Annotated in this window: 25 protein-coding genes and 1 pseudogene; 13 read left to right on the top strand and 13 right to left on the bottom strand. The window is 37.7% G+C overall.

All coding sequences use genetic code 11. The annotated features are described in order from the left end of the window. Positions 1 to 65: 65 nt before the first annotated feature. Positions 66 to 827: a tRNA threonylcarbamoyladenosine dehydratase gene (locus F928_RS19165; protein WP_005079081.1), complete on the top strand. Its 762-nt coding sequence runs from the start codon at positions 66 to 68 to the stop codon at positions 825 to 827. A 64-nt stretch (positions 828 to 891) separates the two neighbouring features. On the opposite strand, the gene F928_RS22245 is transcribed toward F928_RS19165, so the two are convergent. Further along, positions 892 to 1,014 (bottom strand): hypothetical protein, encoded by a 123-nt coding sequence (locus tag F928_RS22245; RefSeq protein ID WP_002117232.1) that lies wholly within the window; start codon positions 1,012 to 1,014, stop codon positions 892 to 894. A 96-nt stretch (positions 1,015 to 1,110) separates the two neighbouring features. On the opposite strand from F928_RS22245, the gene F928_RS19160 reads away from it, so the two are divergent. Continuing rightward, positions 1,111 to 2,010 (top strand): LysR family transcriptional regulator, encoded by a 900-nt coding sequence (locus F928_RS19160; protein WP_080632754.1) that lies wholly within the window; start codon positions 1,111 to 1,113, stop codon positions 2,008 to 2,010. 10 nt (positions 2,011 to 2,020) lie between these two features. On the opposite strand, the gene F928_RS19155 is transcribed toward F928_RS19160, so the two are convergent. The 3 genes from F928_RS19155 to dusA all read right to left on the bottom strand — a co-directional run bounded on the left by F928_RS19155 (position 2,021) and on the right by dusA (position 4,456). Further along, positions 2,021 to 2,416 (bottom strand): hypothetical protein, encoded by a 396-nt coding sequence (locus tag F928_RS19155; protein ID WP_002117235.1) that lies wholly within the window; start codon positions 2,414 to 2,416, stop codon positions 2,021 to 2,023. Between the two features lie 178 nt (positions 2,417 to 2,594). Next, positions 2,595 to 3,104, bottom strand: coding sequence for a hypothetical protein (locus F928_RS19150; protein ID WP_002117310.1), 510 nt, complete (start codon positions 3,102 to 3,104; stop codon positions 2,595 to 2,597). A gap of 335 nt (positions 3,105 to 3,439) precedes the next feature. Further along, positions 3,440 to 4,456, bottom strand: coding sequence for a tRNA dihydrouridine(20/20a) synthase DusA (gene dusA, locus F928_RS19145; RefSeq protein ID WP_002117180.1), 1,017 nt, complete (start codon positions 4,454 to 4,456; stop codon positions 3,440 to 3,442). 134 nt (positions 4,457 to 4,590) lie between these two features. Between dusA and F928_RS19140 the strand changes: the two genes are divergently transcribed. Further along, on the top strand, positions 4,591 to 5,739 hold the full coding sequence (locus F928_RS19140) for a tyrosine-type recombinase/integrase (RefSeq protein ID WP_004738134.1): 1,149 nt from the start codon (positions 4,591 to 4,593) through the stop codon (positions 5,737 to 5,739). Here F928_RS19140 and F928_RS19135 read toward each other — a convergent pair. From F928_RS19135 to F928_RS19115, 5 genes are all read right to left on the bottom strand, one after another. Further along, entirely contained in the window at positions 5,723 to 5,995 is a 273-nt protein-coding gene (locus F928_RS19135; RefSeq protein ID WP_004738135.1) for a pyocin activator PrtN family protein, read from the bottom strand. The two genes, F928_RS19140 and F928_RS19135, sit on opposite strands and share 17 nt — an antisense overlap. A gap of 18 nt (positions 5,996 to 6,013) precedes the next feature. Continuing rightward, a complete protein-coding gene (locus F928_RS19130) occupies positions 6,014 to 6,994 on the bottom strand; it encodes a hypothetical protein (protein WP_005079078.1) in 981 nt (326 codons plus the stop codon). Between the two features lies 1 nt (position 6,995). After that, positions 6,996 to 8,231 carry a YagK/YfjJ domain-containing protein gene (locus F928_RS19125; RefSeq protein WP_000838814.1) on the bottom strand — a complete coding sequence of 412 codons (1,236 nt, stop codon included), beginning with the start codon at positions 8,229 to 8,231 and terminating at the stop codon, positions 6,996 to 6,998. A 749-nt stretch (positions 8,232 to 8,980) separates the two neighbouring features. After that, a complete protein-coding gene (locus F928_RS19120) occupies positions 8,981 to 10,093 on the bottom strand; it encodes a hypothetical protein (RefSeq protein WP_005079077.1) in 1,113 nt (370 codons plus the stop codon). A gap of 361 nt (positions 10,094 to 10,454) precedes the next feature. Further along, entirely contained in the window at positions 10,455 to 10,670 is a 216-nt protein-coding gene (locus F928_RS19115; RefSeq protein WP_000489165.1) for a hypothetical protein, read from the bottom strand. 546 nt (positions 10,671 to 11,216) lie between these two features. On the opposite strand from F928_RS19115, the gene F928_RS19110 reads away from it, so the two are divergent. The 7 genes from F928_RS19110 (at position 11,217) to F928_RS19085 (ending at position 15,483) form a co-directional block, all read left to right on the top strand. Further along, positions 11,217 to 11,480 carry a hypothetical protein gene (locus F928_RS19110; protein WP_000790976.1) on the top strand — a complete coding sequence of 88 codons (264 nt, stop codon included), beginning with the start codon at positions 11,217 to 11,219 and terminating at the stop codon, positions 11,478 to 11,480. Between the two features lie 100 nt (positions 11,481 to 11,580). Further along, a complete protein-coding gene (locus F928_RS22495) occupies positions 11,581 to 11,727 on the top strand; it encodes a hypothetical protein (RefSeq protein ID WP_000682545.1) in 147 nt (48 codons plus the stop codon). Positions 11,728 to 11,797: 70 nt separating this feature from the next. Beyond that, positions 11,798 to 12,823 (top strand): J domain-containing protein, encoded by a 1,026-nt coding sequence (locus tag F928_RS19105; protein WP_025465554.1) that lies wholly within the window; start codon positions 11,798 to 11,800, stop codon positions 12,821 to 12,823. Between the two features lie 81 nt (positions 12,824 to 12,904). Further along, entirely contained in the window at positions 12,905 to 13,603 is a 699-nt protein-coding gene (locus F928_RS19100; protein ID WP_001985473.1) for a hypothetical protein, read from the top strand. 58 nt (positions 13,604 to 13,661) lie between these two features. Continuing rightward, the gene (locus F928_RS19095) at positions 13,662 to 13,991 is read left to right on the top strand and encodes a hypothetical protein (protein ID WP_001068164.1); all 330 of its coding nucleotides are present in this window, start codon (positions 13,662 to 13,664) and stop codon (positions 13,989 to 13,991) included. A 91-nt stretch (positions 13,992 to 14,082) separates the two neighbouring features. After that, positions 14,083 to 14,379: a hypothetical protein gene (locus tag F928_RS19090; RefSeq protein ID WP_000553831.1), complete on the top strand. Its 297-nt coding sequence runs from the start codon at positions 14,083 to 14,085 to the stop codon at positions 14,377 to 14,379. Between the two features lie 54 nt (positions 14,380 to 14,433). Next, positions 14,434 to 15,483, top strand: a complete 1,050-nt coding sequence (locus F928_RS19085; protein WP_000951143.1) for a DUF932 domain-containing protein — start codon at positions 14,434 to 14,436, stop codon at positions 15,481 to 15,483. A 265-nt stretch (positions 15,484 to 15,748) separates the two neighbouring features. On the opposite strand, the gene F928_RS19080 is transcribed toward F928_RS19085, so the two are convergent. Both F928_RS19080 and F928_RS19075 read right to left on the bottom strand, forming a co-directional pair. Next, positions 15,749 to 16,630, bottom strand: coding sequence for a copper resistance D family protein (locus tag F928_RS19080; protein WP_005079068.1), 882 nt, complete (start codon positions 16,628 to 16,630; stop codon positions 15,749 to 15,751). 67 nt (positions 16,631 to 16,697) lie between these two features. Continuing rightward, entirely contained in the window at positions 16,698 to 17,078 is a 381-nt protein-coding gene (locus tag F928_RS19075; RefSeq protein WP_000689223.1) for a copper resistance CopC family protein, read from the bottom strand. A gap of 278 nt (positions 17,079 to 17,356) precedes the next feature. On the opposite strand from F928_RS19075, the gene F928_RS19070 reads away from it, so the two are divergent. Next, positions 17,357 to 19,714 carry a heavy metal translocating P-type ATPase gene (locus F928_RS19070; RefSeq protein WP_005079053.1) on the top strand — a complete coding sequence of 786 codons (2,358 nt, stop codon included), beginning with the start codon at positions 17,357 to 17,359 and terminating at the stop codon, positions 19,712 to 19,714. Between the two features lie 77 nt (positions 19,715 to 19,791). Here F928_RS19070 and F928_RS19065 read toward each other — a convergent pair whose 3' ends face one another. Continuing rightward, a complete protein-coding gene (locus F928_RS19065; protein WP_000149041.1) occupies positions 19,792 to 21,165 on the bottom strand; it encodes a heavy metal sensor histidine kinase in 1,374 nt (457 codons plus the stop codon). After that, positions 21,155 to 21,838: a heavy metal response regulator transcription factor gene (locus F928_RS19060; RefSeq protein WP_001221582.1), complete on the bottom strand. Its 684-nt coding sequence runs from the start codon at positions 21,836 to 21,838 to the stop codon at positions 21,155 to 21,157. Before F928_RS19060 ends, F928_RS19065 begins: the two co-directional genes overlap by 11 nt. A gap of 148 nt (positions 21,839 to 21,986) precedes the next feature. On the opposite strand from F928_RS19060, the gene F928_RS19055 reads away from it, so the two are divergent. Next, entirely contained in the window at positions 21,987 to 22,337 is a 351-nt protein-coding gene (locus tag F928_RS19055; RefSeq protein WP_000853615.1) for a hypothetical protein, read from the top strand. Positions 22,338 to 22,418: 81 nt separating this feature from the next. Further along, positions 22,419 to 23,551: pseudogene (locus F928_RS22235) on the top strand (multicopper oxidase domain-containing protein); the annotation flags it as partial.

Below are 23,551 nucleotides of genomic sequence, written 5' to 3'. Positions count from 1 at the left end.
AAAATACACTTTCTTCTGAAAAGCAGTAAAATACTCTCCGTGTTTTATATCCCCAAAGAGTAGCAATGACCGATCTCCAACAAGATGAATATGACCGCCGTTTTGCAGGTGTAGCCAAAGTTTATGGTGATTCATCGTTCCAGCACTATGAAAAAAGTCATGTGATGGTGATTGGTATTGGTGGTGTCGGCAGTTGGGCGGTAGAAGCTTTAGCACGTACAGGTATTGGCGAGATCACGTTGGTCGATATGGACGTGGTTGCAGCATCAAATGTAAACCGTCAGCTACCTGCCATGACCTCAACTCTGGGCTGTGAAAAAGTTGAAATTATGGCGGAGCGTTGTCGCCAAATTAACCCACATATTAAAGTTAATATTATTGATGACTTCTTAACGCCTGAAAATGTCACAGAGCTTTTAAACCCTGTACCAGACATTGTTTTGGACTGCATCGATGACGTTAAAGCAAAACTGGCTTTAATGCTGCATTGCCGCTTTAATAAGATTCCTTTAATTGTGTCGGGCGGAGCAGGTGGTAAGCTCGATCCACTTAAAATCCGCGTAGCTGATTTATCAAAAACAGAACAAGACCCAATGTTAGCTAAGCTCCGTAGCCAGCTTCGTGCTCGAGGTATCTGTAAAAAGCCAAAAGAGAAATTTGGCATTACCTGTATTTACTCAATCGATAACCCATTTTCTAGTGCAGATGTTTGCCCATCGGCGGGATTACGTTGTGGTGGCTATGGTTCAGCGGTAGTGGTGACTTCAAGCTTTGCGATGATTGCTGTGGCTGAAGTTTTGAAAAAGCTTGATTTAAAGAAAGCCTAATTTAAATATTGAAAAGGCATGTGCTTATGTGAGTGCATGCCTTTTTATTTTTGAGAGAAACTATTTAATCATACAGCTCTATGTTGTCTTGCTGGGGCTGTGTGGGTAGTTGCTGATCATAAAATTTAAAGCACCATAAAATTAGAACAACAACGGTGAAAATGACAAACCCTTTTAAATACTTCATGAATAATTCAATCAATTGAATGGTCTTGATAAAATTCTAGCGAAGGCTATCTATCTAATCTAATATAGAAAATAGACCTAATAATCTAATTTTGAGATGGTTATGCTCACATTAAAACAATTCCAATATTTCATAAAAATCGTTGAAGAAGGAAGCTTTACTGCGGCTTCTGAAAAGCTATTCATAGCTCAGTCTGCTTTAAGTCGGCAAATTAAATTATTAGAAGAAGAAATTGATTTTCAGTTATTTGATCGTACTGATAAGAAAGTAAAACTCACGGCAGCAGGAGAGGTCTTCTATAAAAAAATTAAAGATAATATGCATTATTTAAATGAGATCATTGGAGTTTCTAAGAATATTGCAGAAGGAAAAAATCGTCAGATTAAAATTGCTCATTCGAGCAGTATTATTATGGATGATAGAAAGATCCAGATATTAAAAGAAATTAGCTTAACGCAACAAATCAATTTTGAGATAAATACCTTGTCATCTGAGCATCAGATTTTGGCTTTACTGAATGGGGAAATTGATATTGGTTTGATTAGACCACCAGTTCGGCATACCCTTGAAGAAATAACGACCTTGAAACTATATGAGCAGCCGTTATTTGCAGCTGTTTATATTGATCACCCTAAATTTAAAGAAACACAAAGTATCCAGATAAAAGATTTAAAAGATGAATATTTTGTTTCGACTCCACATCCTAAGCGGGGAGGTTTGAGTTATTTAGTCTCAAACTTGTGTATAGGGGCTGGCTTCTGGCCTAAAGCAGCGACGATCCAATCACGTAAGCTAAACCAATTACAGTTAGTTGCTGCAAATTTGGGTATTAGCATTGTTCCCCAAGAGTTTGAGCAAATATTACCCCAAAATGTAAAGTTGATTCCTCTAGAAAATAAGAATCTTTTATCTGAAGTGGTTTTAGCTTACAGAACTAACCAGAGTGATCTGATTCAACCTTATGTTGAGCAGATCTACCATCTGCTGGAAGTGTGAGCTGAAATAATTATTGTGGCCCAATATGTTCACTAATAGAAAATGTATATTCCGTACCACCTTCTAATTGACGTTCCTGAGATAGGATGTCCATTTTGGGGCGCTTAAGTTGGTAAAATTCCAAATTGATACAACCACTATTGTTAATCTCATAGCGAATATAGTAACGATCTGGCTCTAGAAAAAATGTTGCCTCTTCAAATGAGTGCAAAGATAGAATTTTCTTCTTGTCGTGATAAATCACAGAAGGACAGTCTAATATTCCATTTAAATATTGTTTTCGTATCACATGGATTCGAGCTTGAGGAGTCGTCCCTTTCAATAAATATTGAGGTTGGTAAATCCGTTTTTCGGGTACTTTTTTAAAAACCTCTATAATGTTTGTATCAGAGGCGGCATAAGTCATGCTAAACGATGTCAGTAAGTAAAAGCTCAGCAGTATTCTTTTCATAAAGTTCCATCATTATTTTTGATAATTACAATATGAAAATAAAGCAAAAAAGAAGCCAAGCTGGGTTTAAAACACTCGTTTGATCAGTTGTTTGAAACAATTAAAGCAATTGAACATCTAGTTCTTAGGTAGATTACCCTAATCTGTAATAAGTATAAGTTACACTGTCATCTTTATAGACATCATAGCTATTTTGTTTGAAGTCAGAGACCCATTCACTTCCAGTATATCCTGCGATGTGTCCATAAACGTGGTTGCGGGTTCTGTGAATGATGTAGATGTCACCTTCTTGAGGTTCGTCGAAGGCTGGATCAATTTGTTTATAGCCAATCTTTTTGAGAGTATCGCCCCAATCTGAAGCTGCGATTGGGTGGTTTTCAACATTAGCACCAGCAGATTCGAGTGCAAGACGGATACTACGTGCGCATCTAGCTTTACTGCGTCTAGAAGTAACGCTTTCTAATTTTTCTACAAACTTTTCTACATCGATGGGTGGGTTGGTTGAAGTTTGAGTTTGATGATTATTGGGTTTCATGGTGAAAGGATAAGGGAGGCTTGGTGTGCTGTGCGATACAACAATGGCTGCCTGATTTGAATCCTGATACATGTAATTATCAGCTACTTGTCCGTCATAAATAATCATCGTGAAATCTCTACCGTGCTACCCATATCCATATTAAAAAAATCACCACCTACCTGTGGCGTTCAGAGATACTAATAGGCGTATCTTAAAAGTTTTGTGTATGTTATGTAATAACGTATCTTTTTCCCAGAGGTGTCTGCTTTGGGGCGAAAAGCTACCTAGCAAAAGAGGTGATTAAAAATAGTGAAATTTAAATTATTGATATCATTATAAATAAATAACTAATCAGAGCTTAAATTTGAATATTTTTTTCCAACATTTGCGAATATACTCAAAATCTAAGTCTCTGATTTAAAATGCCACATTTTCTTACAATTTAAGAAGTCGTTGTCAACTTAAACCTGCTGCTCTTTTACATACTCTTCAGTGCGAATCATAGCTGCTCGCATGTTCTGAATTGCATTTTCAACATCAGCTAAAGTTTTTGCGTTTCCGCCACTTAGCGCCTGACGCCATTTACGAGCACCCGGTAAGTTTTGGAATAAACCTAAAATATGACGTGTAATGATTGAAAGGGGAGCACCTTCAGCCATGCGTTGCTCAATATAAGGTAGCATTTGTTCCATAATATCGAATCGATCTGGTGCTTCTAAATTCCAAAGTTGGCCGAGCTCAGCAAGTAGGTAAGGGTTATGGTAGGCTTCACGGCCAATCATGACACCATCAACGTGCTGTAAATGAGCTTGAGTTTCGGCAAAGGTTTTAATTCCGCCGTTAATTTCAATAGTCAGATGGGGGCGTTCTTGCTTTAAGCGGTATACATCTTCGTAGCGTAAAGGAGGGACTTCTCGGTTTTCTTTTGGAGACAAACCTTTCAAAATAGCAATACGGGCATGTACAACGAAATACGTACAACCTGTTGCAGCGACAGTATCTACGAAATGTAGCATTTCTTCGTAAGACTGCATGTCATCAATACCAATACGATGTTTCACTGTTACAGGTATATTTACTGCTTTTTGCATGGTATGAATGCATTCAGCAACCAAGTCTGGCTCTGCCATTAAACATGCGCCGATTTTATTATTCTGTACGCGGTCACTTGGACAGCCTACATTAAGGTTAACTTCGTCGTAGCCCCAGTCTTCAGCCATTTTTGTGCAGGTTGCAAGCTCTTGTGGGTTTGAGCCGCCAAGCTGCAATACGATCGGGTGTTCTTGAGCGTTATAGTCCAAATGGCGTTTTGCATCGCCAAATAGGATTGCACCCGTAGTCACCATTTCTGTATAAAGCACAACGTTCGGGTTAAACAACCGTGCAAAGAATCGGTAATCCTTTGTAGTCCAGTCCATCATTGGGGCTACACTGATTCTTGGAGATTTAATAGTTTCAATGGTTTTATTAATAGTCATTAAAAATCATACCTTTAATCAGTGTTTTGCAACCTGTTTGAATCTGTGGGAACTCATATTTAGCTGCGTTAATCAGTTTGCATTTACACCAAAATTTACACCATAATGGAGAAAATGGTTCATGGTGTAAATTTATGGGGTCAATTACTGCCAGAAAAGGTGCAGATGGAAGTGTTAGTTACCGAGCTGCTATCCGGATCAACAAAAAAGGTTATCCAGCTTATTCTGAAAGCAAAACATTTCATTCAAAAAAAGTGGCAGAAAACTGGCTTAAAAAAAGAGAAGTTGAGATTCAAGAAAATCCAGACATTTTACTTGGCAAAGAACAACTGATTGATCTAACTTTGTCAGATGCCATAGATAAATATTTGGATGAAGTTGGGAGCGAGTACGGTAGGACGAAACGCTATTCTCTACTCTTAATTAAGAAGTTGCCAATCGCGCGCAATATTATCACAAAAATACATTCAATACATTTGGCTGAGCATGTTGCTCTAAGACGGAGAGGCGTGCCGAATCTTGGTTTAGACCCTATTGCAACAAGTACACAGCAGCATGAGCTTTTACATATTAGAGGTGTTCTATCTCATGCATCTGTTATGTGGGGCATGGAAGTTGATTTAAGTAGCTTCGATAAAGCTACGGCACAGCTTAGAAAAACTCGCCAAATCTCCTCTAGCAAAGTGAGAGATAGACTTCCTACAAATGAAGAGTTAATTGCTTTAACAAAACTTTTTGCTGAGCGTTGGAAATTAAATAAATATGGTACTAAGTATCCAATGCATTTAATTATTTGGTTCGCAATTTTTTCATGCAGACGTGAAGCAGAGTTAACACGCTTATGGCTGCAAGATTATGATTCTTACCATTCATCATGGAAAGTTCATGATTTGAAAAATCCGAACGGTTCTAAAGGTAATCACAAGTCTTTTGACGTGTTGGAACCTTGTAAAACAATAATTGAACTTTTATTAGATAATGAAGTGCGGAGTCGTATGCTTCGATTAGGATATGATGAACAACTTTTATTGCCTCTGAACCCAAAAAGCATAGGAAAAGAGTTTCGTGAAGCATGTAAAATATTGGGAATTGAAGATTTACATTTTCATGATTTGAGGCATGAAGGATGTACGAGGCTTGCAGAACAAAGTTTTACTATTCCTGAAATTCAGAAAGTAAGTTTGCATGATTCTTGGGGGAGCTTACAACGTTATGTTTCTGTGAAGTCAAGACGTAATGTAATTCAATTGGAAGAGGTGCTACGCCTCATTGATGAAACGTAGCAAAGTCTTTAGCAGCTTCAGAATACTTCTTATCTAAGATATCAGCCAAGTCTTTAACGTGCACCAGAAATGGTGCGCGTTTGCTTGAATCTATTTTAAAGACAGAGAAAGGAAATTCTTGATTATTTGCCTTTCTTAGCGCCTCTGCCTTGCTTAAGTGAGGATAATAGTCTTGTACTACACTCATTAATTCGACAGTCATAGAGCGATATTTCATAAATAGGTAATCAGCTGTGTTTAACTGGAATGCACCCATTGTGAAATAGCCTTTTAACTAGTTAGTTTTAAACTTGGAATACAACACATCAAAATTGGACTGTGTATCCCAAATTCGAAGGACTGCATCACTGCCTACTAGGTACGTTTTGAGCAGCTTAATAAGATCTTTGCACCTTGGATCACTTTTAAAAAAATGATTAGTTTGCATAAACCCGTTTAATGGCATAGATACAGGATATGCTTTGCAATTAAATAGGCCTTCCAGATTACCTCGTAAAGCAATGAAAGCATTTTCATCAGAAGAACCAACAGGATCATCTATGAACTGGCGTTCCAGTAAAAACACCAGTCTGAGTGCTAATTGTCCTTGGGGTGTAAGTTCCCATTTCGAAAATACGGCAATAATTTCATTATTACCACCTTCATTAAAGAAAATGGCGATCATCTCTTTCTTCTGCTGATCTAAATATTGTTGTTTTGAATATATTGGAGTATTCGCTGAAAGCGTAAATAGCATTGGCAAATATAGCTCATGTGTTTCGAAGCCTGCGTAGTCTTTGAATAGAACCTTCATTGTCGAATCAAATAACTCTTCAGCACGAATTTGTTCTGTATTCCAAGCTGTTAAATCCTCATTAAACTGCCTAGTGTTGAGCATATATTGGTAGCCCGTAATTTGATTAGAAAAATACTGATCATGGCAGTAAATCCCCCCATTAAGCATAGGCCCCATATGTTTAATAAACTGAATAAACAATTCGTTCTCTGGCTTTAGCCGAACAGATAACATCCCATTAGTGACAGGGGAGCCTGTCACTAATGGATATGCTGATCTAATCAACTCAACAGGTTTACTGAGAGATAATGCCTGATTACTATTTTGAGAATTTTGTTTTGCAAACATGCTTGTAGTTTTTGATCTCCCAAGAGCTTTTGCTGACTTCTCAGAACCAATCAGATCGTAAGCCCAAATAGGTTGAATGCTGCATGATGAATGTGTAGCTGCAAGTAAAGCATCTGATGCGTACTTAGTCATGTTACTGTCCTCCTACTTGAGCATCATCTGACTGATCAGAGTCTAGTAGGTTAAGTTGCTCGAACTTGCGTGGACGGCCAAGTTTGGTAGCAGGAACTTTTGGTATTTGGCTTGTTCGGAAGCTCCGAATTTGTTCTCCATTAGTAAAGGCGAAGTACTGATCATTTTTGCATATGTAGTCAAACGTAGCCTTGAGATTCTTAAGCATTTCATGGTCGGTATACTCCAAAATGCCTAAGGCACGATAGCGGTACTCATCTTTCTTCATATTGCAGATAAAAGCAGTCCCAAGATTGTTTGTAGCAACCCTCCATTTCTCAGCAATATATTGCCCCCACGTGATGTCCTCACGATGGTCATTGGCATTGAAGAAGTAATAAAGATGTCCATGGAATCCCTTGGTTGGGGTGTGTTCAATACGCAGGATATACCCGAGCGCTTGCTTAAGCTGATTATGCTTAGATGCATCATAGAACCGAATAAAAGACTCTTGCATAAACTCACTATCATGTTCAGCCTGAGCAAAATCAGTTGAGATAGCAAGCTGTTGAAGCTTAGCTGGATCGCGTATTAATCCTAGGTCTACTCGAACAACAAGGATTCGAGAATGGATCTTGAGTAGAGTCTCTACAAGCTCAACACAACGCTCTTTAGAACGGCGTCGATTACTAGCACGATTCGAAAGTTGTTTACGAATTGAGGCACTGCTCATTCTTATTGCAAACAACTTCTGAAATTTAATTAAAGCTGCAACATAAGCCTGAGCCTGTTCAGATGTGTAACACTGATTGATCAGAGAAAATTCATAAAGGGTATATTGTTCTTCCTTTGAAAGTTCTAAGAATGAATCCTTAAAGGCCTGTAACTCTATGCCCATCTTGTAATTGCCAGAGTGAGCAGACACAAAGATTGTTGTAAGCTGGCACTTAAGCAAAAGTGGAATATCCTTCGCATATTCAACACGTAGTTGCTCTTTGCCCTTAAAACTTTGAACAGATTTAAGAGTAGCGATTGGGCGCTCTTTCTCAAAATACTTGATGAACTCAACACGACTGAGCATTTTTTCAACTTCAGGGTTTATACTCGTTTTGAATATTTTAATCTTACCGTTTTCTGTCATGTACTCATGAGTTGAAAAATCTTCCTTGAGCTGTTCTAGGAATGCATCTCTATCTGCAACTGAGAACTGTGCGATAGGTGGAAGAATTGGTTTAGCTGTGTTGTTCAGAGATTTCATAGTATACCTACATACAAATAATTAATTACGTATCAGGCGTCATGAGGTAAATGCTCTCCCTATGGACATCGTTTAGAAATGTCCATTAGGGTAGGCGTAGAGTGGATATTGGCTAATCTATCTGGAGTGTATTCATCTCAAATGGATACACAATTAAATCAATCTAATCTATAAGCAGTATTTGCTAAGGCACACTGCTTATGACAATAAGTATCTAGTAGATTAATTACATATATCTAATATTACTTATTACAATTGTATTTAAACCGAAAAGCCGATTGCACTTTACTTCGAGAATGCTCTACCAAAAAATGACGGTAATACGAGGACTTTTTAAAAGTTGTGATGTCCTGCGTTATGCAGCATTTAAATGGCTTCGTTGAGCTATTCTTCGGGTGACCCACACCCGTAAATTGCTAAGCTTCCAATTGAATGTACTTATTAATTTGATGTGTTGCTGGCTTAGGTTTGAGTTGGTCATATTGGTTCCTTATGTAGCAAGTTTTGTATGCTTGATTGCATAAGGGAAATTCTAGAAAAAAATTAAGCACCCTCTAAAAATCTGCGAAGAATTTATTTAAGCTACTGATATATATGTATTTAAAATCTTTAAAATATAGAAATTTCATTGTAATTATTACTCTTTTAAAAATTTATTAATTTTTTTTAAGAGCATGTCAGTGTAGAACTAACAGGCTCTAAATAAATTATGTGAGTGATCGGATTTTTATTGGGGTGGGAGGGGAATTCTAAAGTTTTCTACCTTTCTTTTCTATAAAAATGTTCAGCGCATCATATAGGCTTGGCTCGCTTTCCTTTAACCAAGATTTAGCGCTATTCAGTAACTTCATTCTCTGATCGTCGGTTCTAATTTTACTTTTTTGAGTTTCTAAGGCAGAAATCTTTTTCTGATAAAATACTCTTATTTCCTTATAACGTTCGATAGGGCGACCTGCAAAAGAAGTTAGGGGTTGATCACGGTTCTGAGCTTGTATGATTACAGTTTTTTTACCATATTCTTCAATTTCTTTGACTTCAGCTGTAGATAGATCATTTCGAGCTGCAAAAAGAAAATATTCAGCTTCTTCTTTTTTTCGTAAACAATGTTCTATTTCAGCATTGTATTCTTGAGTGAGGTATTCTGGAATTTTTGAGATAGCTTGCTGCTCAATGGCTCCTAGAACCGTATCCATACTTGAGTAAGTTTTTTGATTACTGGTAATAAAACGTTGAACAAGTGAGAGGTAAGTTTTTTTTACCCTCTGGGATTTTTTATGGCTGTTTCGGGCTAATTGAGATTGCCTAATCTGTTTATAGATATCTTCTGGTAGCGTGTAGATATAGAAAGAACAATCATAATGTTTGGAGTAGAGACGAAATGCTTCTTCAAAATGTTTCTCAGCTTGTTGTGCTGTTTTTTTGAATATTCTGGTTTTAGTTGATACCAAGTTTTTGAATTTACGAATTTCAGTCGCGATTTCGCTATAGTGTCGGGCAAGTCGGTCCTCTTCGGGAATGTAGATGTAAATTTCCGATTTACCTCGAAGTAATGGTGGGGGTAATCTCCATGCCTGTTGACGGAGAGCCTTTTGTTCTGGCGATTCTTTTAATAAGCCTTGATCAAGCTGTTCATAAAACCACTTTCGGTCATTATCCGTCATTTCTTCACTGATAGGTTCCATTTGTTCGGGTAAATAAGCTTTGTAGTGTTCGGCATAGGCTGATGGCAAACCATAGGGAAATTTATGTCTTTTAATAATATGTTCTTCAAGTTGGTCAATTAAGCCAATAAGTTTTTTGATGTTAATCGTAGATGTGGTTTCTTGTTTAGCCTTAGCATTTTTTTTAGCTGAAGTTGCCATGTAATCAAGTTCACTTATTCATTTTAAAAGAAGTGCATATATTATAAGTCGTAACTACTTATAATTTAAAAATGATTTAGCTTAACTTGAGAGTGAATTATGAGCATTTGTAGAGGGGTGTTAGGTGTTAAACTGCACTCCATTTATGTACCGACTTATGATGATTCTGTACCGACTTGCGATGTTTTGGGTGAAAAGTAGTCAAAATCAAAATGTAGCTTAGAGTTATAATTGTTGGACTAAACTTGTAGTACTGTGAAGCATTCTACTGGATTATAAATTTATTATGGACTGAATCAAGTGCTAGAAAATCACTCATTATTGGTTAGTTAATAGTATGTCTTTGTATTACTAAAAGGTCTCAATAGCGTTTCATTAATTGCAATGCAAGATTGTAGGCTACGGTTGTAGAAATTGACTCTGCTATAAAGAACTCTTGGGGTGGGGTGAAGTTTAAAGCCTGCTTTCGATAACGCGTCTGCTTTCCTGTCTGTTTGTCTTTAAAAATAAACTCATCCTGAGCATGAGAATATTCTTGTCCATACAGTGGACCACCAAGACACTTTAACCGAAACACTGAATCATCCTTAAATTTACCTAATGGTTAGTTTAAAGAATTAATCTAATGAAAAACAATAACAATCACTTTACGACTTAGTCGATAGATCATTGACACCTTAAATATTGCACATTATCCTTTGCTTGCTGGCCACATTGCCAGTCGGTTTTGACAGACCGTTTTATTGGGTTGCATCAGAGTTATTCCTTCTGAGGAATAATTTTGAGGGTACATCTCGTCTCCTCCCGTTGCGGTAGGACGGGAGAGGGACACTTTCGAGTGTGCTGGTGTCAATCCAATCCGGTCTGTCAACCCTTTCTCGTTCTGCCACCATAATTCTCTAATGCTTTGGCAGAACTCCCAATATAAAGGAGTTGGCTATGCATATTCTTTTTATAACGCCTGATTAGTTTTAATAGGATTTGATGAACTTCTAGTTTCTCAAGCTTTAGATCTTTTCGTCTAAAAATTTACTTAAAAAAATGTCATGTGAGCTACACCATGGCAAGGCTTCGTGTTGCCTAAAAAAGCCTAAGCTCCATGACGACGTCACTGGATAAAATGATGAAAAATAAAATTTTGATGGGTTTGGTAGGTGTCAGTATTTTGTTGGTTACTGGTTGTTCTTCTGATTTCGAAAAGGGTATGAAACAAAGCTGTAGGAATACGGGAGGAAGTCGCAGTTTCTGTTCCTGCTTCTACGACAGGATGGAAGAACATTATGGTGAAGAAAAGCTGGAGGCGATTGGCATGATGCAAGTCAGGATGCCAGAGGATTTCGAAGAGGTGTCTTTTAAGTCTGGTCAGCAATGTGCACATAAACTTTAGAGCTCGTATTCACATTAAATCTTAGTTTGTCTTTTGATCTCACCTGCTGCCATAGAGCAGTGGGTTGGATAGGCTTACCTAAAAAAATGAGGAATTTACAATGAAACATCCATTGATTGGCCTTTATTTCACCATTGTGATTGGTTATTGGCTGTATTTGATTTGGCAGTACCCTATTTATTCTGGTTCATATTCTTTGGGTCGGGCACTTGTTTGGCCTGCTGATTTTCTACGTTGGTTGTTTTAGTCGCTAAATTGGGGAAGTTGCCATGACAATCATATCGAGAGAATCACTCCAGAAAAGCCGTTGGATGTTGATGTTAAGAGCGAGTGACAATATTTATTTTGCACCCGCTATTCCTTATAAAAAATTGCAAGGGGCTATGAGTTATCTCCCTCAAGGAATTCATCCAGATGAAATCCTTATGCTAATTGACGATACGGTATTTGGCAGTGCTAAAGCTGGACTTTGTGTGACGGCGACAGGACTCTTTTATAAAGAAAGCTTTGGAGATGAAGCGGTTTATCTCTTTAAAAGTATTCATCATGTCGAGGCAGATATTGGCGTCATTAATCATGGCATCGTACTGAATCGGATGGAAACTTTGACCTTTAACCAATTGGATAAGGGAACAGTACGAACATTGGCTTCATTTCTAAATGAAGTCTGTCAGGGACAAACAGAGACCTACCAAGCTCCACCACAGATTGATGCAGAACTGAAGGTGATTGTTGATCTGTTTGCTTATTTTATTACATTTACTGTGGGTCAATGGAATGCTCAGTCGAAAGAAGCGCTATCCAGTCATTTTTCTAAATTGAATAATCAAGCAGTACATCAGTATGTTGAACAACTAATGAATCAAAAACCAAACTTCGATTATGAAGAATTATTGCATCGCTTTGCAGAACTGAAAGATGTGCTGGCTTATAAACTTCGTACGGAGATGATCGAACAACTGGTCTACGCCATGGCACTGGGTCAGGTTGAGCAGAATCAGGCTGATCTTTTCATGACCCATTTGTGCCGTGTAGCTAATGTCTCTAAGGCAGTTCTTCCTGACCTCGTCAAAATTATCTATCAATGTCTGGCAGAGGAAATAGATCAGAAAAAAGTTTCTTATCTGACTAAGGAACAACTACAGGCCTGCAAACTTCTTGAAATTCAGTCTGAAGTATTGTGTGAGCAAACCCTTCAAGCTGCTTACCGGAAAAAGATGGCTGAGTTCCATCCAGATAAATATCAGAACCTTCCAGAGTCTGTTCGTCAGCTCATTGAAAGCCAAGCACAGCAACTGAATGAAGCACGGACTCTATTAAAGAGCTATTTGGACAATAACTGAAAATAAAGAATTTTTACTTACATATTACCCCAATGAAGGCAGCCCTAAAGCGCCGTATATCCTCTATTTCAAGGTAATGATATGAATATGATAAAGAACAGCACTAACTCAACTAAAAAGATACCACCGTTATATTGGTTGTTAACTGTAGTCATGATGGCGGTGTTAATTGCAGGCGGTATTTTATTTAATCAACATCAAAAACGACAAACTGAACTTCAGTTAGCACAACTCGCTTTAGAACAATCTAAGGTACAAAATCAATCTGCCACAACACAAGCAGCATCGGAACCCGTTGAATCAGGTTTCACTGGAATTGAAAGTATGGTGGAAAACCCGGAATCAGAATCTGCTCATTCACAAGCTGAAGATGAGGTTGTTGCGGGGGCAATAGCCGCGGTTGATCAGGCAAAAGCACAAGATACAAGTCTAGGTAATCTCAGTTCAGAAGTTGATGGTGAGTACCATGAAGGGAAAACCTTAAGTTCCAATGCTTCTCGCTATGGATTAAAGCCAATCAAATCTGCTCCAGCTGATTTAAAGTCAACCATCCCGAATATTGATCAAATGTTAGCGTCACATCTCATGAATGTATGGGGCCGCTCAAGTCCAGATCAGGTGAGTAAACGAGTTGAAGGATGGAGCCAGCAAGGTAATACCATGACCTATCGTACTGCATGGGACTCTGACCGTTACCAATGTACTTGGTATGTGGTGAGTTGGGATAAGAACAGCAATCAAGTCCTTCACGAAGGATACCAGCCATGCTTTGGTCACTAATTAAAGCTGGTCTGTAGCATTCGTTTAATTATTACTTTACTTAATCAGAGAAAATACCATGAACCCAATCAAACTTATCGCATGTGGAATTTTAAGTCTTTCACTCAGTTCTATTGCTTTTGCTAAAACTGAGCAGATTACACTTAAAGCCAATGTCTATTACGGCGAAGAGTCAGTTGTATTTCCAACTACTAAAGGCGAAGTCATTTTAAATAGCTACGCTATACCAGCTAAAGTCGTTCCACAAGTTAAACCTTTTAAGAAGGGGCAATGTTTAGAAATCAAATCAAAACATGGTTTCTTTAAAGACACTGGAGATGGTCAATATATTGAAAGTATCCAACCTTGTAGCAAGAAAGGTTTAGCGACTCCAAAAGTAACTCGTTAATTTGACTTAATCTAAAACGACATAAAGCTCAATCAAACCACAAGCATTTGCTTGTGGTTTTTTTTATGCCTTTTATTGAGAGGAGACGACTATGCATCAATGTCCTTACTGCCATTCGAGACATCTGAAATTACTACGGCAGTCAGAACAAAGCCATCAAGGTGTATTTGCAAAACTTTCATCATTCTCCCCCATGTCTCTGGCAGCAGCCTGTATGCAATTGTCAAAACGTAGTCCTATTCACCCACTAGTCGGTGGCTTTGTTGGTTTAGTTGTAGGGGGCATGTTTCTGCTCTACGTCCAGCATCAAGACAATACAGTGTCCTTGCATTATCAGTGTGAGCAGTGTCTGCAACATTTTGAAATCCAGCAATCAAGCTTTTCTTAACTTCATCCCAAACTCTTAATCAAATTATTTAAATCACTTAATAGGAAAAACATCATGGCACATCAAGTTGAAACAATGGCTTTTGTAGGTCAAACCCCTTGGCATGGTTTGGGCAATCAACTCACTAGAAATCAACCTTTAGAAGTATGGGCACAACAAGCAGGGATGGATTGGCGAATTGAATCATCCAATGTCAGCTATATGACAAAAAATGAACGTGGACAAAACATCATCATGCCGTATGAAGATCAGAGAGTCCTTTATCGTTCAGATACTCATGCGCCGCTATCAGTGGTAAGTCAGCGTTATCAGGAGGTGCAACCGATGGAGATATTAAACTTCTATAAAGACCTGACAGAACAATCAGGCTTTGAACTGGAAACAGCAGGGGTATTGAAAGGTGGTCGTAAGTTCTGGGCACTGGCTACGACTGGACAATCAACAGCACTGAAAGGAAAGGATGTGAGTAATGGTTATATCCTTCTGGCAACAGCATGTGATGGGACATTAGCCACCACGGCGCAATTTACAAGTGTACGTGTGGTGTGTAATAACACCTTAGCGATTGCCTTACGTGGGCAGAATAGTAGTGCAGGTGTGGTGAAAGTTCCACACAGTACCAAGTTTGATGCTGAAAAGATTAAACAGCAATTGGGTATTTCGGTTCATGCATGGGACGAGCACATGTATGAAATGAAGCAGCTCAGCCAGCGTAAAGTCACCCAGCAGGAAGCAGCAGCTTACTTCGATGCAGTGTTCAATAATACAAACCTGAATATTGCTGAACAAGATGAAAGTATCATTCAGTTCTACCGTAATGTAGCTACGCCTAAACAAATCAACTCATCCAAAACCGACAATAAAACTGAGCCAAATGGACGTGCGATGTCTAAGGTCATGACCATGTTTAACGGGCATGGTCGTGGTGCCGAGTTAGCTTCAGCTAAAGATACGGCGTATGGACTGCTTTGTAGTATTACCGAGTTTGTTGATCATGAGCGACGTGCGATCTCAAAAGATCACCGATTAGATTCAGCATGGTTTGGGGTAGGAGCCAACCTTAAACAACGCGGGCTGGAACAGGCACTAAGAATGGTTGTATAAGTTATGATTATTTGTTTAAGTTTATTTATACATGAATTACAGAAAATCATGTAATTAATTTATAAAAACATGGGCAGATTATGGGGTAAGTAATTTTACCCCTATATTTTAAAAGATCTGAGACTCTACAGTCTTACACTACACTCTACTTACAATAGTAAAGCTTATGGAGTTAGAAAAAATATCAAGGATTGAACCAATGATGAAATCAAGCAGAATCAGATAATTTTTTTCATTTTACTTTTTTAAATTACTATATACCTATTTAATCAATTCCCACTACAGTTGTAATATATCCTGTCATTAAAAGGATCATTAGACCTAATGACATTTCAAATAAAATGGCATAACCCAATTGTTTTGCAAATTTTGGATCCTGTAAACGAGGAGTAAAATACCATTTATTAAAGGCAGCCAATAATAAAATACTTAAAACAAATATTATTTTAATAATGAATCCATGCCCATAAGGAGTATTCAGTAGAATATTGAAATCTTTAATGAGTAATAGAGCAATACTGGCACCACATGCAAGTAATATTCCTACCACAAAAGCAGCAATTCTTCCAAACAGATGCATGCGTTCTTTCAAGGGAAGACCAGTAATTTTTTTACTTGTTCTCCATAAAGGATAAAGTGATCCCATCCATAAAGACATTACAAGTACATGGATTGATAATAAAAATTGTGCGAATAAAGGTAAATTTGTAACATGACCAAGTTGAGAAAAACTAAAAACAATAGGAGTTAAAAGTATGAGAAATATTACTCCTTCAATTTTTGAAACCTGAATAGTTCCTTTACTAAGTTTTATGATCATCAATAGAAGTAGAAAAGCAAAACTAATTGATCGAATAATATGAACGTGCCCTGTGGGAGTATTTATTAAAATGTTTATGTAGTTGCTATCCCACATGCCAGAAAGACCTGTATTGGCAAAACTTCCAATGAGAAGGAAGAAGCCAAGAATACTGGATATTAAACCCAGTCCTGCACCAATAGTTATGTACTTCAGAATAGTCTGTTTAATTTCTACATAACGACCAAGTAAGAAATAACAGAAAGCGCCACCAACAACAAATGCAATACCTAAATATAAAACGACTTTAGCCAGCCATGTTGCGTATATCCAAGTTTCAGGAAGCATATTTTTCTCCATCGTTATAGCGACATGCCAGCAAATTGCTGGCATGTTTACTAACTTCGTTTTTATTTTATTTTGCTGCTTTAAGCGTGAAATTATATTCGCCATTCATGTTATGGCCATCTGCACCCATTGTGGTCCATACCACGGTATATTTACCTTTCTTAAGTTTAGGTACGGCCACTTCAAATGACTTTTTCATATCATGAGTTATTTTATAATTTAATGGGATATCCTTACGTTGGGCATCAAGCAATTTGACGTTCATTAACATAACCTCTTCACCAAAATTTAAAGTTATGTTTTGGGGTTGACTTGCTACAGAAGCATTAATAGCAGGTGTTGCACTTTCAAGTTTTACATGTGCAAACGCACTTGAAGCAGCTACAACCATAGTTGCACCAACTAATACATTGCGTAGAACTGATACTTTATTTTGGAAAATTTTCATTTCATCATCCTTCTAAAACTGATACATAGCTAAGTAATGACCCGTTGACGTTCATGAATAGATTGAGTTGGTCATCACTCTTCGTATGCTTATTATTCAAGACAGATAGAAACGTCTTGATGACTCCAAAATTACATTTTTGTCATTTTTAAAATTGAAAACACACAAGTGTTACACTGACTTTATTGAAAATAATGGTCACTAAATGACCGGAAAACGAAAAATTAGTTTAATCCTAATGAGCTCTTTATTTTGAGAATTAATATGAAGGAGGTTCTATGGACCATCATCATGAAGATAAGAATACTAGCAATAGACTTATTGACCCTGTCTGTGGAATGGCCGTAACGCAGGCTTCTAAATTCTATGAAAAAATTGACAGTAAAACGTTTTACTTTTGCAGTGAAAAATGCAAGTTAAAGTTTGAAAATGATCCTTTGTTTTATATTAATGAAGAGGGTAAATCTTCTCCAACTAAAAAATCAATGAATAGAGCTGAAGTAGATTCAAATGAAATTACTAATTCAGCTCATGTAAATACTTCAACAATTTATACATGTCCCATGCATCCGGAGATTCGACAGAATCAACCTGGAAACTGTCCAATTTGCGGTATGACATTAGAGCCTTTACTTCCAAATTTAGATGAGGCTGATGAAAATCCTGAACTCAAGGACTTTAAAAGAAGATTTTGGTACACGTTACCTTTGACCGTTATCGTAATAACCTTGGCGATGTTTGGTCATAAATTAAACTGGTTTGAAATTAAAGTACAAACCTGGATTGAACTTCTTCTTACCTTGCCAATAGTTTTTTGGGCGGGATGGCCATTTTTTGTTAGGTGTTGGCAATCAATTTTAAATCGTAGTCCGAATATGTGGACTTTAATTGGAATTGGGACTGGAGCTGCATTTATTTATAGTGTCGTTGGAACCCTAGCCCCACAAGTTTTCCCAGCGTCTTTCATCTCTATGGGGCGTGTTGCTGTATATTTTGAGGCAACAGCCGCAATTATTTCACTGACCTTATTAGGTCAAGTTCTTGAGTTAAAGGCACGTTCGCAAACTTCGTCAGCAATAAAATCTTTACTTGGGTTGGCACCGAAAACCGCAAGAAAAATTAATGAAGATGGCACAGAGGAAGATATCCCACTTTCCCATGTACATGTTGGAGATTTGCTTAGAGTACGACCAGGTGAGAAGGTCCCCGTTGATGGAATAATTACAGAAGGTTCAAGTTCTATTGATGAATCAATGTTAACGGGAGAGCCAGTTCCAGTAACAAAACGTATAGGTGACCAAGTAATCGGTGCGACAATGAATATGAACGGTTCATTAGTGATACGTTCGGAAAAGGTCGGTTCTTCAACAGTACTTTCACAGATAGTTCAAATGGTAGCGCAAGCTCAGCGTTCTAAAGCCCCTATGCAAAGAATGGCAGATCAGGTAGCTGGCTGGTTTGTACTGGTGGTGATCGGTATATCTATCCTTACCTTTTTTGGGTGGGGAATATTTGGACCAGAACCGAGTTGGGTATACGGACTAATCAATGCTGTCGCAGTTTTAATTATTGCTTGTCCGTGTGCTTTAGGATTAGCCACACCAATGTCAATCATGGTGGCAACGGGTCGTGGTGCATCCAATGGCGTACTCTTCCGTGATGCTGCAGCAATAGAAAATTTACGTAAGATTGATACATTAATTATTGATAAAACAGGGACCTTAACAGAAGGTCGCCCCTCATTTGATAAGGTCATTGCTTTATCTGGATATGAAGAAAATGAAGTTCTCAGATTAGCTGCCAGCTTGGATCAAGGTAGTGAACATCCGTTAGCGGATGCAATTGTACAGGCTGCCCGTGAAAGAAATCTTGTACTAACAACACCAACATCTTTTGAGTCAGGTTCTGGAATTGGTGTTAAGGGTGAGTTAGATGGACAACAATTATCATTAGGCAATACAGCTTTAATGGAACAACTCGGCATATCAGTTGATACATATATCCCTCAAGCTGAGCAATTAAGAGCAGAAGGCGCAAGTGTTATGCATTTGGCTGTTGATGGGACGCTCGTAGGACTATTGGCTGTTTCAGATCCAATCAAAGTCAGTACACCTGAAGCTGTGCATGCTCTGAAGAATTCTGGATTAAGAATTATAATGGCCACAGGAGATGGTTTAACTACTGCAAAATCAGTTGGAGCTAAATTAGGTATTGATGAAGTATACGGAGAAGTTAAACCAGCAGATAAACTGGAACTGGTTAATAAATTACAAAAAGAAGGAAGAATGGTTGCAATGGCAGGTGACGGTATCAATGATGCCCCAGCTTTAGCTCAAGCGGATATTGGTATTGCAATGGGGACTGGAACAGATGTGGCTATGAATAGTGCTCAAGTCACTTTAGTCAAAGGTGATTTACGAGGTATAGAGATCGCTCGCTCCCTGTCAGAGGCCACTATTAAAAATATGAAGCAAAACCTGATGTTTGCATTCCTTTATAATGCATTAGGCATCCCTTTAGCCGCGGGTATTTTATATCCATTTACTGGTTGGCTACTTTCTCCTATGATCGCAGCTTTAGCAATGAGCCTAAGTTCAGCATCGGTTATTGGTAATGCTTTAAGGCTACGTAGTTAAGAAAGGATCATTTTCTGACTACTCATAATTTTTTAGATACTGGAAATGAGTAGTCAGTTGTCTTTTATTTACAAAAATTAGTTTTTAAAAGTTATTTTAAAAACTATCCGACCGTTGTTATAGTCTGCTTGAATCGTTGCGCCATGTACATCAAGAATTGACTTGGTAATTGCTAGACCTAAACCTGTGCCTTCCTCAACTCTTTGTCTGGATGCATCCGTACGGTAAAAACGGTCAAATAATCGATTCAGCTGTTCAGATGTTATTGGTGAGCTTTCATTTTCGATTGTGAATATAGTGGTATCAATATTTTGTCGGCAATTAATCTTAATTATTGAATCAGGTTTACCATATTTGATCGCATTTGATAGTAAATTACTCAGTGCACGACGTAACATTGAGGGATCGCCTTTTACGTATCCTTGTCCACTTTGTTCTAGGGACATTCCCTTTTCAGCAGCGATAGCATCATAGAAGTCAAATAAAGCAGAAATCTCTTTTACTAGGCTGACCTGTTGTAGGTTTGGTAAGTGTAGGCCATGCTCTGCCTTTGCAAGAAATAACATATCTGAAACCATTCGAGCCAAACGTTCAAACTCTTCCAGATTAGAAAAGAGAACTTCCTGATAAGTATTAATATCCCGACTACGAGATAAACATACTTGAGTTTGAGTCATTAAATTATTAATAGGTGTTCTAATTTCATGGGCCAGATCAGATGAAAAATCTGAGAGTTTTTCTACAGCCGTTTCTAGCCGATCTAACATATCGTTAAAGGCTATGGCTAATGATTTTAGTTCAGTGCGTGTATTATCGACCGCTAATCGTTCAGATAGATGCTGAGCTGAAATGCCTTCTGCAACTTTTGCCATTTTTTGAACTGGTCGTAATCCTCTCCAAGCGGCAAACCAACCTAAAAACATTAAACAAATTGTGCCTACAACGCCGATATATAATAACTGTCGTCTAAAATCATTTAAAAAGTGTTGATGTTCAGATGTATCGATCCCCACAATAATTTGGGCTGATGGAATACTAATATTATTAAAGGACTTTTTATAAACTAAGCCCCGATAGATTTTTTTTTGAATTTCCCATTCTATCCAAGGGGCTTGTTTAGATTTGACTAACGTTTGCGTCTTTATGACTGCTGGTGCTGAACTAAAAATGATTTGGCCTGTTGGACGTTCTATTTGAACAATCAGATCATGATGACCTACTAAAGCATCTTTTAAATATGTATTTAATTCATGGGTATTTGTAGGGTTCTGTTCAAGTAAATTTTCTAAAAGCTGAATTTTTCCTTCTAACTGGGTCCGGTCCTGAGTTTCAAAATGATGCATAACAAGTTGATGAATGACCAGCCCCATAATCAATAAGATGATGACAGTTGATAGAGAAAAGATAATTGCAATACGGAAGCTAATTGCATTAAACAATTTATGAGTCATCTTCTACCTCTAAGACATATCCCATCCCCCGGATGTTTTGAATTAACTTAGGAGTGAAGTTGCTATCTATTTTATTTCTTAACCGTTTAATAGCGACTTCAACTACATTGGTATCACTATCAAAATTCATGTCCCATATTTGAGAAGCAATTAAAGCACGAGGTAGAATTTCTCCACGTCTACGCATAAATAATTCCATCAATGCAAACTCTTTGGCTGTTAGGTCAATACGTTGCCCTGCACGAGTAACACGACGTTTACGTAAATCAAGTTCAAGGTCTGCAATAGTGATTAGGTTGCTATCTTCTTTTTGTTGTCCCCGACGGAGTAAGCTCTTAATTCGAGCCAGTAGCTCTGCAAAAGCAAAAGGCTTGACAAGATAATCATCAGCCCCTAATTCTAACCCTTTCACTCGATCATCAATTTGATCTCGGGCTGAAAGAAAAAGAATAGGCATGCTTTTACCGCTTTTTCTAATGTCATTAATGATATTCCAGCCGTCCAACTTAGGTAACATTACATCTAGAATAATTAGGTCATACTCTTCAGAAAGAGCCTGGTGTTTTCCTGTTAATCCATCTGTAACCCAGTCAGTAATATAGCCAGCTTCAGAAAGGCCTTGTTTAAGATAATCACCAGTTTTTTGTTCATCTTCAACTAATAAGATTCTCATTTATAAAAACCTGATTGCATTAATTAGGATCATAATAACGTTATAAATCCGTGATTCGGCGTAGATTACAAAAATGTCATTTTCATGTCATATAGATGTTTAGTGCCGGCCTTTAATGTATTCATATGAGCTAATCTTGGAGCAAAAAATGAAAACTTTATTTCGTCGTAGTTTAACTACTTTTTTATGTGTTGGGTCTTTGTTCGCTGGAACTCAGTCTTGGGCTGCAGAGGCTAAACAGACCAGTACAGTAAGTACTGCTGTTCAAGCAGATATCAAAGAACAAGGTAAGTGTCAAAAACCCTGTGATATGAAGAATGATAAAACAACTCAACAGGATCATAGCCAGCACGACCACAGTAAAATGTCCGATATGTCCCAAATGGATCATTCTAAGATGATGAATATGGACCCTTCTAAAATGGGAAATATGGATCACTCAAATATGATGAACATGGATCACTCTAAAATGAACATGTCAAATACATCAAATAAATAAAGAATACGATAAATGAGAGATTGGGGGTAAAGCAGTTAAACATGTTTTATCCCTTATCTTGATATCCGATAGGTGAAGTAAATGTCTAAAAAATTAAGTCATGTCTTTTTAATAGGAATCGGTTTATTTTCGTCGACTTGGGTTATGGCCGCGGTTAAAGAATATGATTTAACTATTGCTGAACAGACGGTGAATATAACAGGTAAGCCTTTAAAGCGAATTACGGTAAATGGTAAGTTTGTTGCACCTCTTCTTGAGTTTGAGGAAGGTGATGATGCTGTTATTCGTGTACATAACAAGTTAAAGAACCAAGATTCATCTATTCATTGGCATGGTTTAATCTTACCTGGCATCATGGATGGTGTTCCTGGATTTAATCAGTTTGATGGTATTGCACCAAATAAAACTTATGAATACAAATTTAAAGTCCGTCAAAATGGTACTTATTGGTATCACTCACACAGTAAAGGACAAGAACAGGATGGCCTATATGGCCCCCTCGTGATTTATCCAAAAAATAAAGTACCTTTATCAGCTGGAGAAAAGGCTGATAGAGATTACGTAGTCCTACTATCTGACTTTCATAATTCGACTAGTGGTCAAATTATGAGTAATCTCAAAAAAGAGGCTGATTATTACCAAAATAGAAGAGAAACGGTTTTTGATGTTTTTAAACAGATTAAAAAAGATGGCTTAAAAGCAACATGGCAAGATCGCTCTATGTGGAATCAGATGCGAATGCTTAAGACAGATATGTCTGATGTAACAAAGTATACGTTCTTGATGAATGGTAAGACTCCAGAACAAAATTGGACTGGAAATTTTAAAGCTGGAGAAAAAGTACGTCTTCGGTTTATTAATGCCTCGGCAATGTCTTTGTTCGATGTAAGAATTCCTAATCTGAAAATGACAGTAGTCAGCGCAGATGGACAACCAGTAAAACCCGTGCCAGTGGATGAATTCCGGATAGGAACAGCTGAGACTTATGATGTTATTGTAGAACCGAAACAAGCAAATTATCAGATTGAAGCTGAATCTATTGATCGAAGTGGTTTTTCTATTGGTACATTACATGATGAAAATACTTCACTTGTAAAAAGTACTACGATGCCGACACCTCGTCCCCGTGCTTTACTGACGATGGAAGATATGGGAATGGACCATGATATGTCTTCAATGAAAGGTATGGATCATGATATGTCTTCAATGAAAGG

The organism is Acinetobacter pittii ATCC 19004 = CIP 70.29 (assembly GCF_000369045.1).
GTDB classification, from domain to species: Bacteria; Pseudomonadota; Gammaproteobacteria; order Pseudomonadales; family Moraxellaceae; genus Acinetobacter; species Acinetobacter pittii.
The sequence above is the reverse complement of the archived record's forward strand: the minus strand, read 5'-3'. Positions and strand labels throughout refer to the sequence as shown.

What these genes read in the sequence shown, in the direction of transcription:
- F928_RS19165 (WP_005079081.1), top strand. Translation starts at nt 66, where the DNA reads ATGACCGATCTCCAACAAGATGAATATGACCGCCGTTTTGCAGGTGTA.
- F928_RS22245 (WP_002117232.1), bottom strand. Translation starts at nt 1,014, where the DNA reads ATGAAGTATTTAAAAGGGTTTGTCATTTTCACCGTTGTTGTTCTAATT.
- F928_RS19160 (WP_080632754.1), top strand. Translation starts at nt 1,111, where the DNA reads ATGGTTATGCTCACATTAAAACAATTCCAATATTTCATAAAAATCGTT.
- F928_RS19155 (WP_002117235.1), bottom strand. Translation starts at nt 2,416, where the DNA reads ATGACTTATGCCGCCTCTGATACAAACATTATAGAGGTTTTTAAAAAA.
- F928_RS19150 (WP_002117310.1), bottom strand. Translation starts at nt 3,104, where the DNA reads ATGATTATTTATGACGGACAAGTAGCTGATAATTACATGTATCAGGAT.
- dusA (WP_002117180.1), bottom strand. Translation starts at nt 4,456, where the DNA reads ATGACTATTAATAAAACCATTGAAACTATTAAATCTCCAAGAATCAGT.
- F928_RS19140 (WP_004738134.1), top strand. Translation starts at nt 4,591, where the DNA reads ATGGGGTCAATTACTGCCAGAAAAGGTGCAGATGGAAGTGTTAGTTAC.
- F928_RS19135 (WP_004738135.1), bottom strand. Translation starts at nt 5,995, where the DNA reads ATGGGTGCATTCCAGTTAAACACAGCTGATTACCTATTTATGAAATAT.
- F928_RS19130 (WP_005079078.1), bottom strand. Translation starts at nt 6,994, where the DNA reads ATGACTAAGTACGCATCAGATGCTTTACTTGCAGCTACACATTCATCA.
- F928_RS19125 (WP_000838814.1), bottom strand. Translation starts at nt 8,231, where the DNA reads ATGAAATCTCTGAACAACACAGCTAAACCAATTCTTCCACCTATCGCA.
- F928_RS19120 (WP_005079077.1), bottom strand. Translation starts at nt 10,093, where the DNA reads ATGGCAACTTCAGCTAAAAAAAATGCTAAGGCTAAACAAGAAACCACA.
- F928_RS19110 (WP_000790976.1), top strand. Translation starts at nt 11,217, where the DNA reads ATGAAAAATAAAATTTTGATGGGTTTGGTAGGTGTCAGTATTTTGTTG.
- F928_RS22495 (WP_000682545.1), top strand. Translation starts at nt 11,581, where the DNA reads ATGAAACATCCATTGATTGGCCTTTATTTCACCATTGTGATTGGTTAT.
- F928_RS19105 (WP_025465554.1), top strand. Translation starts at nt 11,798, where the DNA reads ATGTTAAGAGCGAGTGACAATATTTATTTTGCACCCGCTATTCCTTAT.
- F928_RS19100 (WP_001985473.1), top strand. Translation starts at nt 12,905, where the DNA reads ATGAATATGATAAAGAACAGCACTAACTCAACTAAAAAGATACCACCG.
- F928_RS19095 (WP_001068164.1), top strand. Translation starts at nt 13,662, where the DNA reads ATGAACCCAATCAAACTTATCGCATGTGGAATTTTAAGTCTTTCACTC.
- F928_RS19090 (WP_000553831.1), top strand. Translation starts at nt 14,083, where the DNA reads ATGCATCAATGTCCTTACTGCCATTCGAGACATCTGAAATTACTACGG.
- F928_RS19085 (WP_000951143.1), top strand. Translation starts at nt 14,434, where the DNA reads ATGGCACATCAAGTTGAAACAATGGCTTTTGTAGGTCAAACCCCTTGG.
- F928_RS19080 (WP_005079068.1), bottom strand. Translation starts at nt 16,630, where the DNA reads ATGCTTCCTGAAACTTGGATATACGCAACATGGCTGGCTAAAGTCGTT.
- F928_RS19075 (WP_000689223.1), bottom strand. Translation starts at nt 17,078, where the DNA reads ATGAAAATTTTCCAAAATAAAGTATCAGTTCTACGCAATGTATTAGTT.
- F928_RS19070 (WP_005079053.1), top strand. Translation starts at nt 17,357, where the DNA reads ATGGACCATCATCATGAAGATAAGAATACTAGCAATAGACTTATTGAC.
- F928_RS19065 (WP_000149041.1), bottom strand. Translation starts at nt 21,165, where the DNA reads ATGACTCATAAATTGTTTAATGCAATTAGCTTCCGTATTGCAATTATC.
- F928_RS19060 (WP_001221582.1), bottom strand. Translation starts at nt 21,838, where the DNA reads ATGAGAATCTTATTAGTTGAAGATGAACAAAAAACTGGTGATTATCTT.
- F928_RS19055 (WP_000853615.1), top strand. Translation starts at nt 21,987, where the DNA reads ATGAAAACTTTATTTCGTCGTAGTTTAACTACTTTTTTATGTGTTGGG.